Source organism: Pseudomonas huaxiensis (assembly GCF_003231275.1).
Lineage (GTDB): Bacteria > Pseudomonadota > Gammaproteobacteria > Pseudomonadales > Pseudomonadaceae > Aquipseudomonas > Aquipseudomonas huaxiensis.
Window position 1 is genome coordinate 20,551 of the sequence record NZ_QKVL01000027.1, and the last position, 13,166, is coordinate 33,716.

Consider the following 13,166-nt stretch of genomic DNA (forward strand, 5'->3'; position numbering starts at 1 on the left):
CCGCTCAGCGCGGTTTCGGCAACACCGAGAGGAAGTTGTCCCGGGCAACTTTGCGCGCGATGCCTTCGGGGAGCGCATCGAGAAACGGGTCGAAACCGTGCAATTGCTCCCCCAGGCTGCCGAAACGCCCGACCACATCGGAGCCGAGCATGAAGCGCTCGGGAAAGCGCTCCACCAGCGCCAGCCACTGGCGGTCAGGCGTGCCCTGGTCATCCAGCAGATAAGGTTGCAGGACGCTCCAGGACAGATCGACATAAAGGTTCGGATAGGTCTCCAGCAAGCGTTCCAGGGTCGGCAGAAGAAAATCCATCCGCGTCTGGTGGCGATGGATCTCCAGGCTGCTGCCGGCATGTGCCCAGATGAAGCGCGTGTGCGGATGATTGCGCAGCGGCTCCTCAAGCTCGGCCAGGTACAACGGATTGCGCTCGCGCTTGGAGGTGATATTGGAGTGGATCAACACCGGCATGTCCTGCTCGGCGGCCAGATGATAGATCCGCGTCATCGCCTCGTTGTTGGCCCGAGGGGTATCGCCGCTGGTCAGCGCGGTAAGGTCATCGTGCCGGGTGAACACCTCGCCGATGCCCTGCCAGAGGCCAGGGTGCAGCTCCAGCATGCGCTCGATATGGGCCACGGCATTCTTGTCCACCGGATTGAAGCCGGACAGGAACGGGTGAAAACGCGTGCGTTGCTCAGGGCTGAGTTTTTGCAACGCCGCCGCCACGTAGATATCCGTGGCGCTGTACCAATAGGCATCGGCGTCGTCGCCCGCGTAATAGCGCGGACGCTTGGGCTCGTCTTCGTGCCATTTCTTGGCCACCGGGATACCGCTGATCATCGCCTGGTCGATTCGTGCCTTGTCCATCGCTTCCAGCAGCGCTGGCATGCCCTCGCTTTCCTGGAAGAAATCGACGTAATGCAGGTGCGCATCACTGTAGTGGTACTCGCGCGCCTCGGCCCCCGCGATCAGCAGCCCGGTCAGCACGAATCCACTCAGGTGTCTTGCGAGCATTCCCACGCTCCTTTGTCATTCTTCGGACAGGGTAGACAGCAGGCATCTCCCCGGGGTTCGGCGACCGGGCTATGCTAGGCCCTTCCGTTTCGGCCTGGAGCCCCGCATGACCTCGCCCCTGGTAATCCGTCCCCGCGCTGAGTCGGTGGAAGGCCAGCCCATCCTGCGCCCGCTGCCGTCGGCAAAATGCCGTAGCGTCGGCCCCTTCGTGTTCTTCGACCACATGCTGCAAACCACCTACGCCCCGGGCCACGGCATGGATATCCGCCAGCACCCGCATATCGGCCTGTCGACCCTGACTTACCTGTTCGAAGGCGAACTGTTGCACAAAGACAGCCTCGGTTCGCATCAGCGGGTCAGGCCCGGCGAGGTGAGCTGGATGACCGCCGGCGCCGCCATCGCCCACGTCGAACGCACCCCGGCCGAGTTGCTGGAAACGGGCTCGCGCCTGCACGGGCTGCAAGTCTGGCTGGCGTCGCCGAAGTCCGCGGAACAAGGCGCTGGCCACTACAGCCATCACCCGGCCGACAGCCTGCCAACCAGTGAAGCACTGGGCGTGAAGATCCGCATGATCGCGGGCAGCGGCTTCTGCCTTGAATCGCCGGTGCCGGTGCTCTCCCCCACCCTTTACGCCGAGGTGCGGATGCAGGCGGCGACCACCCTGTGCGTGCCCACGGAGCATCAGCAGCGCGCGGTGTATGTGCTGGTCGGGGAAGTACAACTGAACGATGAGCTACTGGAGCCCGCCACGCTGGTGGTCTTGCCGGAAGGAGAGGACGCAAGCCTGTACGCCGAGGGCGAAAGTCATCTGGTGGTGTTCGGCGGCGCGCCGCTGGATGGGCCAAGGCGGATGAACTGGAATTTTGTCGCGAGTGATCCGGCGCTGATTGAGAATGCCCGGGAACAATGGGCGGCCGGGAATTGGCCGGTGGTCGAGGGGGAGACCGGGAGAATCGAGCTGCCTTGAGCCTGCATCGCTGCGGTTCGGGGCGCCGAACCGCAGCGATCACCTCAGGCCTTGAACACTTCGTCCAGCAGGTTGTGCATCGCCTGGAACGCACGCTTGGACGTGCGCGCGTCGTACTTCATCTTGCCCGGCACATTGGCTGCCGGGTCAGTGAAGGAATGCACTGCGCCGCCGTAGCTGAGCAACTGCCAGTCGACGCCGGCAGCATTCATTTCCGCCTCGAACGCCGGCAACTGCTCGCGCGGCACCAACGGATCCGACGCACCGTGCAGCACCAGCACCGAGCCCTTGATGTTGCCGGCATCCTCGGCGTTGGGCGTATCCAGCGTGCCGTGGAACGACACGGCAGCACTCAGTGGCGCGCCGTCACGGGCCAGTTCCAGCGCGCAGCAACCGCCGAAACAGAAGCCGAACGCTGCCAGCTTGCCGGGCGTCAGCACCGCCTTCGACTGCCCAAGCAACTGAGCCAGGGCGCCCTGCATGCGTTTGCGCAACTCGGCACGGTCGCTTTTCAGCGGCATCATCGCCGCACCCGCCTCATCAGCGTTCTGCGGACGCACCGACTGACCGTAGAGGTCGGCGATCAACACCACGTAACCTTGCTCGGCCACCGCCTTGGCGATGCGCTCGGCGCCTTCGCTGATACCCATCCAGTTCGGCGCCATCACCAACCCGGGCTGCTGCAACGCGCCATGGGTGTAGACCAGACGGCTTTCATAGGCTTTGCCGGCGATGTGGTAAACCAGCGACTCGATTGTCACCTTGCTCATTCAATCCTCCTTGCATGAAAAAAGCCCGCCGAAGCGTAATGCCAGTCAGTTAAGCCTGTTGACACCCATCGCGAGCAAGCTCGCTCCTACAATGTAGGAGCGAGCTTGCTCGCGATGGGCTGCATAAAACGCTAACTGACTGACATTACGCCGAAGCGGGCTTTTCCAACACTAGATCAAACCGAGAGTTCGACCAGCAGTTTGTTCAAGCGGCGAACATAGGCCGCCGGGTCTTTCAGGCTATCGCCCGCAGCCAGTGCAGCCTGATCGAAGAGGATGTGCGAGAAGTCGGCGAAACGGTCTTCGCTCTGCTCGTTATCCAGTTTCTCGATCAGCGGGTGGCTCGGGTTGAATTCGAAGATCGGCTTGGAATCCGGCACCTTCTGCCCGCTGGCTTCGAGGATCTGGCGCATTTGCAGGCCCAGGTCCTGTTCACCAATGGCCAGGATCGCCGGCGAGTCGGTCAGGCGGTGCGAGACGCGCACTTCACTGACGCTGTCACCCAGCGCGGCCTTGAGGCGCTCGACCAGACCTTCCTTGTCCTTGGCAACTTCTTCCTGGGCTTTCTTGTCCTCTTCGGAGTCCAGCTTGCCCAGGTCCAGATCGCCGCGGGCGACATCGACAAAGCCCTTGCCGTCGAAATCGCTCAGGTAGCTCATCAGCCACTCATCGATACGGTCGGTCAGCAGCAACACTTCGATGCCTTTCTTGCGGAAGACCTCCAGGTGCGGGCTGTTCTTGACCTGCGCGTAGGACTCGCCGGTGAGGAAGTAGATCTTGTCCTGACCTTCCTTGGCGCGCGCCAGGTAGTCGGCCAGGGACACGCTCTGCTCGCCGCTGTCGTCGCCGGTGGAGGCAAAGCGCAGCAGGGCGGCGATCTTCTCCTTGTTGGCGAAGTCTTCCGCCGGGCCTTCCTTCAGCACCTGACCGAAGTTCTTCCAGAACGACTTGTACTGTTCAGGCTCGTTCTTCGCCAGCTTCTCCAGCATGTCCAGGACACGCTTGGTCAGCGCCGACTTCATCGAGTCGATGATCGGGTCTTTCTGCAGGATTTCACGGGAGACGTTCAGCGACAGGTCGTTGGAATCGACCACACCCTTGATGAAGCGCAGGTACAGCGGCAGGAAGGATTCCGCCTGGTCCATGATGAACACGCGCTGCACATACAGCTTCAGGCCGCGTGGCGCTTCGCGCTGGTACAGGTCGAACGGCGCGCGCGCCGGGACGTACAGCAGCGAGTTGTATTCCAGCTTGCCTTCGACCTTATTGTGGCTCCAGGCCAGCGGGTTCTCGAAATCGTGGCCGATGTGCTTGTAGAACTCCTGGTATTCCTCGTCCTTGATCTCGGTACGCGGACGGGTCCACAGGGCGCTGGCGCGGTTGACGGTTTCCCATTCTTCGGCCGGCGCTTCTTCACCCTCGGCAGCTTCGACCTGCTTCGGCAGCTCGATCGGCAGGGCGATGTGGTCGGAGTATTTCTTGATGACGTTGCGCAGGCGCCAGCCGTCGGCGAACTCGGTCTCGTCTTTTTTCAGGTGCAGGACAATGCGGGTACCGCGCTCGGCCTTTTCGACGGTGGCAACTTCGAAATCACCCTCGCCCTTCGACGACCAGTGCACGCCTTCGGCGGCCGGCAAGCCGGCGCGGCGGCTGAACACGTCAACCTTGTCAGCGACGATGAACGCCGAATAGAAGCCCACACCGAACTGGCCGATCAGGTGCGAATCTTTTTTCTGGTCGCCGGTGAGGTTTTTCATGAAGTCGGCGGTGCCGGACTTGGCGATGGTGCCCAGGTGCGCGATCACGTCCTCGCGGCTCATGCCGATGCCGTTGTCTTCGAGGGTAACGGTACCGGCATCCTTGTCGAAGCTGACGCGAATTTTCAGGTCCGCGCCGCCTTCCAGCAGTTCAGGCTTGGACAGCGCTTCGAAGCGCAGTTTGTCCACGGCGTCGGAGGCGTTGGAAATCAGTTCCCGGAGGAAGATTTCCTTGTTCGAGTACAGCGAGTGAATCATGAGGTGCAGCAGTTGCTTCACCTCGGTCTGGAAGCCCAGGGTTTCTTTTTGTGACTCCACGCTCATGGTCTTCAAAACTCCGATCTGATGGCATTGGTCACGCTGGCTGGCGGGCCCGTAAGCACTCGCCCGGCCTTGCGTGGCGGGATGAACAGCAGATGGGGGACGTCCCCGGCTATTTCAAGGGCGCGGTCAGCTCTTTGATCTTGAAGTGCGCGCGAGCAGTGGCGATCGGCTCGCCTGGATCGGTCTGCCAGGCGGTAATCGCCACGTTGGTGACCCGCCGCCCTTGGCGCCACAACTGGCAGCGCGCATAGGTGTCGCGAAAATGTCCGGCACGCAGGTAGTCGATGGAAAAGTCGATGATCTTCGGAACGCTCGCACTCTCGCTGAAGATCAGCAGATAGAGCGCCGCCGACAACTCCATGAAGCCGGCGATCACGCCGCCGTGGATCGCCGGCAGCAAGGGGTTGCCGATGTTGTCCGGATTGGCCGGCAGGCGGAACAGCAGGTCATCGCCGTCACGGCTGCATTCGATACCGATCAGCCCGGCATAAGGAATGAATTGCAGCAGTTGCGAGTAATCGCCCCGGGCATGGGCTTCGCGCAGTTGAGCGTGGATATCAGCCGGGATCATTGTGCGCCCTCCTTCAACTGGCGGGAGAAACCCAGGCCGCCTTTGATGTCCTTGCCCAGGCGCATGTAAGTACCGACGACTTCGGCGATCGGCTGTGCAGGATCGCCCTGGTAGGCGGTGCCGCGAATGAAGATCACATCGCGACTGACCCGATAGCAATGGGCATGGCCGTACACATCCTGATCGGCGACACCCGGGCTCATGTAATCGATACGCAGGTCAAGGGTTGGGCACACCTCGAATTCAGGCAGGGCGCACAGCGTGGCCATCCCGAGCGCGGTGTCCATCAGCGTGGTGATGGCGCCGCCGTGGATCGACCCGGTCTGCGGGTTGCCAACAATAGAGGGTGAATAAGGCAGCAGCAGCGTGATGCCCGTTTCGTCCGCGGCTTGAACTTGCATGTTCAGTACCTGGCAGTGGCGCAAGGCGGAAAGGAAGCGCCTGGCACGCCCCATCAACGGCGTTTCATTCATTTCTGGTTATTCCTCGACCCTTGTGCGGACCTGCATAAGACCAGCAAAAAGTCTATATGGATCCGTAACTTATATATGTGTATGGTGCGCGGAACTTAAACCGGCAGAGACAACTCGAATGGTTTAAGTAAAGTTATTCCACAAGGAGAAACACCCCATGCGTAAACCTTTTGCTTATGCCGTTATGCTCGCCGCTGCTCTGGGCCTCGCCGCTTGCGATAAAGCCAGCGAGAACAAGGCTCAAGACGCCCAACAACATGCCGAGCAAGCCCAGCAGAAGATGGACGAAGCTCAGGATAAAGTGAACGAGGCCGCCAAAGAAAACGCCGAAGCCGCCAAAGACAGTGCCGAAGCGCAACAGAAAGCTGCTGAAGAAGCCGCTCCAGCCGCTCCGGCTCCAGCCCCAGAAGCCGCGCCTGCTGCACCAGCTGCTCCTGCAGAACCTGCCAAGTAAGCGTTCTTGCTGGAATAAAAAAACCCGACTCAGGTCGGGTTTTTTTATTCATATCAAAAGCTGTCTGAACGTCGGGCTCAACATCAACAAGAGTGAACAAATCAGGCCAACACTCCAGACCAGCGAGCGTTGCCAGGCAAAGTCATACCAGTACAGCGGCAAATAGATAATCCGCGCCAGAACAAAGATGATCGCCAGTGCATCGATCAGAAAACCCTGGGTCTGCGTGGTATGCGCCATCAGCACACCCACCGCAAACAGCATGAACGCCTCGAAACTGTTCTGGTGCGACGCTACGGCCCGGGCACCGAGGCCAGTCAAGCGGGCCTGCTGCTCCCGCGGCAGATGGTTGTCATAGCCGCCCTGCTCTTTCATGGCCCGGCTCACCGGGATTCGCGCGACGAAAATCAGCACGGCACTGATCAATACACACCAGAACGGAATACTCACGGAAGCGCCTCCTTGCCAGGTTCGGACGATGATACGTCTGTAGGGGTATAGACCATCACGTCGAGCACGTCGGAATGAAACTCCCGGCGGTAGAGCACCAGCACCACGCCCGCACTCATCACCATGAACATCCACGGGCTGATGAACCAGCTGAGCATGGTCATTCCGAAGTAATAGGAACGCAGACCGAAGTTGAATTGGTTCGCCGCCATCGAAATGACCCGGGCGCCCCGCGAAGCGAAGGCCTTGCGCTCCATCTCGCTGACCTGGCGCTCACCGATCATGGGCGCCGAGCCCACCAGCACTGCCGCGAAGTTGTACTGGCGCATGCACCAACTGAAGGTGAAAAAGGCGTAGACGAAGACCATGGCCAGGCACAGCAGCTTGATCTCGGACATGCTCTGGGACGCCTGCTGCACCAATGGCAGGTCGGCCAGCAACGACAGCGCCCGATCCGAAGAACCGAGCACGGTGAGAATACCGGCGAGAATGATCAGGGTGCTGGAGGCGAAGAACGAGGCGTTGCGCTCAAGGTTGCCGATCACGCTGGCGTCGGCGATCCGGTTGTCACGCAGCAGCATGCGGCGCATCCAGTCTTCACGGTACAGGTGCATCACGCTGGCCAGGCACGCGGTGTCGCGGCCCTTCCAGGTGGCGTAACGGGTGTAACCGCCCCAGCAGGCGATGAACCAGACGGCAGCCAGAAGATTGATCAGATTGCTTTGAATGAAGCTCATGGACATTCCCGGAAGAAGTTGGCCTGCACAGTAAAGTGCAGCGACCGGGTTTCGACGCCAACCAACAAAAAAAGACACTAAAAAGCAGCTTCGAGCCTATAGCTGCAAGCGACAAGAAGAGGCTTGCCCTGCAGAAAGCAAAAGCCCCGCTTCCTGGGTAGGAAACGGGGCTCTTGGAAGCGCCTGGGTCGGGTATCAATGGCTTGTGGCCTTACCCTGCCCTTTGGCTATTCAGTCAGGCAATCACTTCACGCGGCTTGCCGAGCATGCGGTCGCAGACCACGGCGACGAGCAGGGTCGCCACGCATGGAACCAGCCAGGCCAGCCCCTGCTCGCTCAGCGGCAGGTGAGCAAACGATGCCGGCATCCAGGCATCCAGCTTCGCGCCCTTGAGGGCGTCGATGACGCCGAACAGCAGCGAGACCGCCATGACAGGCGCCATGATGCGGGTTTGCGAATGCCACATGCCTTTGCAGAAGCTCAGGCCTACCAGCACGATGCACGGCGGATAGATTGCGGTGAGCACTGGCACGGAGAACATGATCAGCTTGGTCAGGCCGAGGTTCGAGACCAACAGCGAGAACGCCGCCAGCAGGACCACCAGCGCGCGATAGGACAGCGGCAGGATACGGCTGAAGTACTCGGCGCAGGCGCAGGTCAGGCCAACCGCAGTCACCAGGCACGCCAGCGCGATCAGCACGGCGAGGAAGCCACTGCCCAGCGAGCCGAAGGTGTGTTGCACGTAAGCGTGCAGAACCACCGCGCCATTGCCGGCGTTGGCCGCAATGTCATGGCTGCCGGCACCCAGGCGGAACAGGCTGACGTACACCAGGGTCAGGCCAAGGCCGGCGATCAGGCCGGCAATGATCGCGTAACGGGTGATCAGACGCGGCGACTCAACCCCACGGGAGCGAATCGCGTTGACGATAACGATGCCGAACACCAGTGCGCCCAAGGTATCCATGGTCAGGTAACCCTGAATGAACCCCTGCGAGAACGGCGCCGCCACGTAGGCCGGCTGTGCTTCACCGATGGTGCCGGCGGGCAGCGCGAATGCCGCGATGCCAAGCACCGCCAGGGCGATGATCTTCAGCGGCGCGAGGAAGCGACCGACGGTATCCAGCAGCTTGCCCGGATACATCGACACCGCCAGCACGACGGTGAAATACACCAGGCTGTAGATGAACAGTGCAATCGGGCTTTCGCCGGTCAACGGCGCCACGCCCACTTCGAAGGATACGGTGGCGGTACGCGGAGTGGCGAACAGCGGGCCGACTGCCAGGTACGCAGCGGCCGCCAACAAACCACCGGCCACCTTGCCGATCGGACTGCTCAGCGCGTCCATGCCGCCACCGACCTTGGCCAGCGCGACAACGGTAACGACCGGTAGGCCTACTGCGGTGACCAGGAAGCCCAGGGCCGCCATCCACACGTTCGGACCGGACTGCAAACCAACGATTGGCGGGAAAATAATATTGCCGGCCCCGACGAACAGCGCGAACGTCATGAAGCCAAGCGCCAGGATGTCCTGGCCTTTCAACACTTTCATTTAAGGAAATACCACACTACTGAAATCGGAATTTAGAGAGGGATTTCCCCTTGGATTAGGGAAATGTTTTATCCACCCTGATGAGGCGGACCTTTAACGCGTGGCGCTCCCTTTTGGGGAGCGGGCACAAAAAGAGTGCGCATGTTAACGAATTTGCCGGGCGGACGCACGACCGCAAGGCGGCTTGTCCGATAAGCGAATCTCTATGTCGCAAACGGTTGCGCTGAGTCAAACGAAAAGCTGCAAGCGCTAAGCCTCAAGCTGCAAGAAGAAGCAGAGCGCGGTGCTCTCGCTTTAACTTGCCGCTTGCCGCTTGCCGCTTGCCGCTTGAGGCTTGAGGCTTGCAGCTAAAACGAAAAAAGCCACCCGAAGGTGGCCTTTTCCTGGTGCATCAGCGAAGAAGGATTACTTCTTGGCTTCCCAACCGGTCAGCTCGGCCAGGGCCTTGCCGATGTCGGCCAGCGAACGCACGGTTTTGACGCCCGCGTCCTGCAGAGCAGCGAACTTCTCGTCCGCAGTGCCTTTGCCGCCAGAGATGATGGCGCCAGCATGGCCCATGCGCTTGCCCGCTGGGGCAGTCACACCGGCGATGTAGGAAACCACTGGCTTGGTCACGTGTGCCTTGATGTAGGCAGCCGCTTCTTCTTCGGCCGAACCACCGATTTCGCCGATCATGACGATGGCTTCGGTTTTCGGGTCTTCCTGGAACAGCTTCAGGATGTCGATGAAGTTCGAGCCTGGGATCGGGTCACCACCGATACCAACACAGGTGGACTGACCGAAACCGGCGTCAGTGGTCTGCTTGACCGCTTCATAGGTCAGGGTGCCGGAACGGGAAACGATACCGACCTTGCCTGGCAAGTGGATGTGACCAGGCATGATGCCGATCTTGCACTCGCCCGGAGTGATGACGCCTGGGCAGTTAGGGCCGATCAGGGTAACACCCAGCTCGTCGCACTTGACCTTGGCATCCAGCATGTCGAGGGTAGGGATACCCTCGGTGATGCAGACGATCAGCTTGATGCCGCCGAAGGCCGCTTCCAGGATCGAGTCTTTGCAGAAAGGAGCCGGAACGTAGATGACCGAAGCGTCAGCGCCGGTAGCTTCCACAGCTTCCTTGACGGTGTTGAACACCGGCAGGCCCAGGTGGGTGGTGCCACCCTTGCCTGGAGTAACGCCGCCGACCATCTTGGTGCCGTAGGCGATGGCTTGTTCGGAGTGGAAGGTACCTTGCGAGCCGGTGAAGCCCTGGCAGATAACTTTGGTGTCTTTATTGATCAGGACGCTCATTACTTGCCCTCCGCAGCTTTGACAACTTGTTGAGCAGCGTCGGTCAGGCTGGTGGCCGCAATGATGTTCAAACCGCTTTCTGCCAGTACTTTAGCGCCCAGTTCAGCGTTGTTGCCTTCCAGACGAACAACAACCGGTACCTTGACGCCAACTTCTTTCACTGCACCGATGATGCCTTCGGCAATCATGTCGCAACGAACGATGCCGCCGAAGATGTTGACCAGAACGGCCGCGACATTGCTGTCGGACAGAATGATCTTGAACGCTTCGGTAACGCGTTCCTTGGTAGCACCGCCGCCCACGTCGAGGAAGTTGGCTGGCTTACCGCCGTGCAGGTTGACGATGTCCATGGTACCCATGGCCAGGCCAGCACCGTTGACCATGCAACCGATGTTGCCTTCCAGCGCCACGTAGTTCAGCTCGAAGCTGGCAGCGTGGGCTTCACGAGGATCGTCCTGGGACGGGTCGTGGAAGGTTTTCAGCTTAGGCTGACGGTACATGGCGTTGGCGTCGATGTTGATCTTGGCGTCCAGGCAATGCAGATCGCCGTCAGCCTTGATCACCAGCGGGTTGACTTCCAGCAGGGCCAGATCGTGTTCTTTGAACAGCTTGGCCAGGCCTACGAAAATCTTGGCGAACTGAGCAACTTGCTTGCCTTCCAGACCCAGCTGGAAAGCCAGTTCACGACCCTGGAACGGCTGAGCGCCGACCAGTGGATCGATAGTAGCCTTGATGATCTTCTCGGGAGTGTCGTGAGCGACTTTCTCGATGTCCACGCCACCTTCGGTGGAGGCCATGAACACGATACGGCGGCTCGAACGATCGACTACAGCGCCCAGATACAGCTCTTTGGCGATGTCAGTGCAGGATTCGACCAGGATCTTGGTCACTGGCTGACCGTTGGCGTCGGTCTGGTAAGTCACCAGACGCTTGCCCAACCATTGCGCAGCGAACGCCTTGGCGTCTTCCTTGCTGCGAACCAGCTTGACGCCGCCTGCTTTACCGCGACCACCGGCGTGAACCTGGGCTTTGACAACCCACTCGGTGCCACCGATTTTTTCGCAGGCTTCTGCTGCTGCTTCAGGGGTGTCGACTGCGAAACCCTTGGAAACTGGCAGGCCGTATTCAGCGAACAGCTGCTTACCCTGATACTCGTGAAGATTCATGCTTTTTACCGTCTTCGTTAGGTACTGCGCTTCGGCGCTGCGCTCCACTGGAGTGCCGCGCCACCTGTGACCGCTTGCTCCCGGTATGCTCCGGGAGTTCGAGTCCGGCGGACTTTCCGCGGTGAGTCATGCACGCAAGACTCACGACGGGCCGCCCGCCGTGGTTTTCTTATAGTTAACGCTTTTTACGGTTGGCTACGTGGATGGCACCGCCATTCACAGCCAGCGCGGCTTCATGCAGCGCTTCGGACAGGGTCGGATGGGAGAAGACCATCATGCCCAGGTCTTCGGCACTGGTGCCGAATTCCATTGCGATTGCACCCTGCTGAACCAGTTCGGCAGCGCTTGGGCCAATCACGTGTACACCCAGGACGCGGTCGGTCTTGGCATCGGCGATGACCTTGACGAAACCACCGGTGTCGTTTGCGGCCATTGCACGGCCACTGGCCGCGAACGGGAAGGTGCCCACGTTAACCTCAACGCCTTCAGCCTTCAAGGTTTGCTCGGTTTTGCCGACCCATGCAATTTCCGGGTGGGTGTAGATAACCGACGGGATCAGGTCGTAGTTCATCTGGGCTTTGTGGCCCTTGATGCGCTCGACGACCATGATGCCCTCTTCCGAGGCCTTGTGCGCCAGCATCATGCCGCGAACCACGTCACCGATGGCGAAAACGCCAGGAACGCTGGTAGCGCAGTGATCGTCGACGAAGACGAAACCGCGCTCGTCGATGGTCACGCCGCTGTCGGCAGCCAGCAGATCGGTGGTCACCGGACGACGGCCGACCGCAACGATCAGTTTGTCGAAGGTGATTTTCTGTTCGCCGTTGGCGTCGGTGTAGGTCACTTCGACTTCTTCGCCGTTGACCTTGGAACCGGTTACGCGGGCGCCCAGCTTGATGTCCAGACCTTGTTTGGTCAGGGTTTTCAGCGCTTCCTTGGAGACGGCGGCGTCAGCAGCCATCAGGAAGGTGTCCAGAGCTTCCAGGACGGTAACTTCCGCGCCCAGGCGAGCCCAGACCGAGCCCAGTTCCAGACCGATGACACCGGCACCGATAACGCCCAGGCGCTTCGGCACGGCCTGGAATTCCAGGGCGCCAGTGGAGTCGACGATAACGTTCTGGTCAACCGGAGCTGGCGGAATGTCGATCGGACGGGAGCCGGACGCCAGGATCACGTTTTCGGCTTCGATGACTTCGGTAGTACCGTCAGCCTTGGTGACTTCGACCTTCTTGCCAGCCAGCAGCTTGCCGTGGCCCTGGATCGAAGTAACGCCGTTGGCCTTGAACAGGGTGGCAACGCCACCGGTCAGGTTCTTGACGATACCGGCCTTGCGGCCAACCATCGCGGCGACGTCCATTTTGACTTCACCGGTGGAGATACCGTGGACGTTGAAGCTCTCTTTCGCTTCCTTGTACTTCCAGGAGCTGTCCAGCAGCGCCTTGGATGGAATGCAGCCAACGTTCAGGCAGGTGCCGCCCAGGGCCAGTTTGCCCTCGCCATCGGTGTACTTCTCGATGCAAGCGGTCTTCAGGCCCAGTTGCGCGGCCTTGATAGCGGCCACGTAGCCGCCAGGACCTGCACCAATTACTACTACGTCGAACTTCTGGCTCATAAAAGATTCCTTTATAGCTACAAGCAGCAAGCCACAA

The 13,166-nt window shown here is 60.4% G+C and carries 13 protein-coding genes; 2 read left to right on the plus strand and 11 right to left on the minus strand.

Features of this window, described 5'->3' with window-relative positions:
- Window positions 1-4: 4 nt before the first annotated feature.
- Complete coding sequence (locus DM374_RS22960; protein WP_110971948.1) at window positions 5-1,009, minus strand: amidohydrolase family protein; 1,005 nt, start codon at window positions 1,007-1,009, stop codon at window positions 5-7.
- A 106-nt stretch (window positions 1,010-1,115) separates the two neighbouring features.
- Here DM374_RS22960 and DM374_RS22965 point away from each other — a divergent pair, with 106 nt between their 5' ends.
- Window positions 1,116-1,976 carry a pirin family protein gene (locus DM374_RS22965; protein ID WP_110971949.1) on the plus strand — a complete coding sequence of 287 codons (861 nt, stop codon included), beginning with the start codon at window positions 1,116-1,118 and terminating at the stop codon, window positions 1,974-1,976.
- 44 nt (window positions 1,977-2,020) lie between these two features.
- Here DM374_RS22965 and DM374_RS22970 read toward each other — a convergent pair whose 3' ends face one another.
- The 4 genes from DM374_RS22970 to DM374_RS22985 form a co-directional block, all read right to left on the minus strand.
- Window positions 2,021-2,746 carry a dienelactone hydrolase family protein gene (locus tag DM374_RS22970; protein ID WP_110971950.1) on the minus strand — a complete coding sequence of 242 codons (726 nt, stop codon included), beginning with the start codon at window positions 2,744-2,746 and terminating at the stop codon, window positions 2,021-2,023.
- Between the two features lie 176 nt (window positions 2,747-2,922).
- Window positions 2,923-4,827 (minus strand): molecular chaperone HtpG, encoded by a 1,905-nt coding sequence (gene htpG / locus DM374_RS22975; protein ID WP_110971951.1) that lies wholly within the window; start codon window positions 4,825-4,827, stop codon window positions 2,923-2,925.
- A gap of 109 nt (window positions 4,828-4,936) precedes the next feature.
- Window positions 4,937-5,398, minus strand: coding sequence for a PaaI family thioesterase (locus DM374_RS22980; protein WP_110971952.1), 462 nt, complete (start codon window positions 5,396-5,398; stop codon window positions 4,937-4,939).
- Window positions 5,395-5,871 carry a PaaI family thioesterase gene (locus DM374_RS22985; RefSeq protein ID WP_110971953.1) on the minus strand — a complete coding sequence of 159 codons (477 nt, stop codon included), beginning with the start codon at window positions 5,869-5,871 and terminating at the stop codon, window positions 5,395-5,397. Before DM374_RS22985 ends, DM374_RS22980 begins: the two co-directional genes overlap by 4 nt.
- 157 nt (window positions 5,872-6,028) lie before the next feature.
- On the opposite strand from DM374_RS22985, the gene DM374_RS22990 reads away from it, so the two are divergent.
- On the plus strand, window positions 6,029-6,325 hold the full coding sequence (locus DM374_RS22990) for a hypothetical protein (RefSeq protein ID WP_095157098.1): 297 nt from the start codon (window positions 6,029-6,031) through the stop codon (window positions 6,323-6,325).
- 48 nt (window positions 6,326-6,373) lie between these two features.
- On the opposite strand, the gene DM374_RS22995 is transcribed toward DM374_RS22990, so the two are convergent.
- The 6 genes from DM374_RS22995 to lpdA form a co-directional block, all read right to left on the minus strand.
- A complete protein-coding gene (locus DM374_RS22995; protein WP_110971954.1) occupies window positions 6,374-6,775 on the minus strand; it encodes an MAPEG family protein in 402 nt (133 codons plus the stop codon).
- The gene (locus DM374_RS23000) at window positions 6,772-7,512 is read right to left on the minus strand and encodes a DUF599 domain-containing protein (protein ID WP_095157096.1); all 741 of its coding nucleotides are present in this window, start codon (window positions 7,510-7,512) and stop codon (window positions 6,772-6,774) included. Before DM374_RS23000 ends, DM374_RS22995 begins: the two co-directional genes overlap by 4 nt.
- Window positions 7,513-7,747: 235 nt before the next feature.
- Entirely contained in the window at window positions 7,748-9,061 is a 1,314-nt protein-coding gene (brnQ, locus tag DM374_RS23005) for a branched-chain amino acid transport system II carrier protein (protein ID WP_110971955.1), read from the minus strand.
- Between the two features lie 405 nt (window positions 9,062-9,466).
- Window positions 9,467-10,351, minus strand: coding sequence for a succinate--CoA ligase subunit alpha (gene sucD / locus DM374_RS23010; protein WP_003254203.1), 885 nt, complete (start codon window positions 10,349-10,351; stop codon window positions 9,467-9,469).
- A complete protein-coding gene (gene sucC, locus DM374_RS23015; RefSeq protein ID WP_038613110.1) occupies window positions 10,351-11,517 on the minus strand; it encodes an ADP-forming succinate--CoA ligase subunit beta in 1,167 nt (388 codons plus the stop codon). The genes sucD and sucC overlap by 1 nt, the downstream gene beginning before the upstream one ends.
- Before the next feature lie 175 nt (window positions 11,518-11,692).
- Window positions 11,693-13,129 carry a dihydrolipoyl dehydrogenase gene (gene lpdA, locus DM374_RS23020; RefSeq protein ID WP_095157094.1) on the minus strand — a complete coding sequence of 479 codons (1,437 nt, stop codon included), beginning with the start codon at window positions 13,127-13,129 and terminating at the stop codon, window positions 11,693-11,695.
- Window positions 13,130-13,166 lie beyond the last annotated feature (37 nt).

Excerpts from the sequence above, each read along its gene's own strand:
- lpdA (WP_095157094.1), bottom strand. The coding sequence starts at position 13,129 with ATGAGCCAGAAGTTCGACGTAGTAGTAATTGGTGCAGGTCCTGGCGGC.
- sucD (WP_003254203.1), bottom strand. The coding sequence starts at position 10,351 with ATGAGCGTCCTGATCAATAAAGACACCAAAGTTATCTGCCAGGGCTTC.
- DM374_RS22970 (WP_110971950.1), bottom strand. The coding sequence starts at position 2,746 with ATGAGCAAGGTGACAATCGAGTCGCTGGTTTACCACATCGCCGGCAAA.
- brnQ (WP_110971955.1), bottom strand. The coding sequence starts at position 9,061 with ATGAAAGTGTTGAAAGGCCAGGACATCCTGGCGCTTGGCTTCATGACG.
- DM374_RS22985 (WP_110971953.1), bottom strand. The coding sequence starts at position 5,871 with ATGAATGAAACGCCGTTGATGGGGCGTGCCAGGCGCTTCCTTTCCGCC.
- DM374_RS23000 (WP_095157096.1), bottom strand. The coding sequence starts at position 7,512 with ATGAGCTTCATTCAAAGCAATCTGATCAATCTTCTGGCTGCCGTCTGG.
- DM374_RS22980 (WP_110971952.1), bottom strand. The coding sequence starts at position 5,398 with ATGATCCCGGCTGATATCCACGCTCAACTGCGCGAAGCCCATGCCCGG.
- DM374_RS22990 (WP_095157098.1), top strand. The coding sequence starts at position 6,029 with ATGCGTAAACCTTTTGCTTATGCCGTTATGCTCGCCGCTGCTCTGGGC.
- DM374_RS22960 (WP_110971948.1), bottom strand. The coding sequence starts at position 1,009 with ATGCTCGCAAGACACCTGAGTGGATTCGTGCTGACCGGGCTGCTGATC.
- sucC (WP_038613110.1), bottom strand. The coding sequence starts at position 11,517 with ATGAATCTTCACGAGTATCAGGGTAAGCAGCTGTTCGCTGAATACGGC.
- htpG (WP_110971951.1), bottom strand. The coding sequence starts at position 4,827 with ATGAGCGTGGAGTCACAAAAAGAAACCCTGGGCTTCCAGACCGAGGTG.
- DM374_RS22965 (WP_110971949.1), top strand. The coding sequence starts at position 1,116 with ATGACCTCGCCCCTGGTAATCCGTCCCCGCGCTGAGTCGGTGGAAGGC.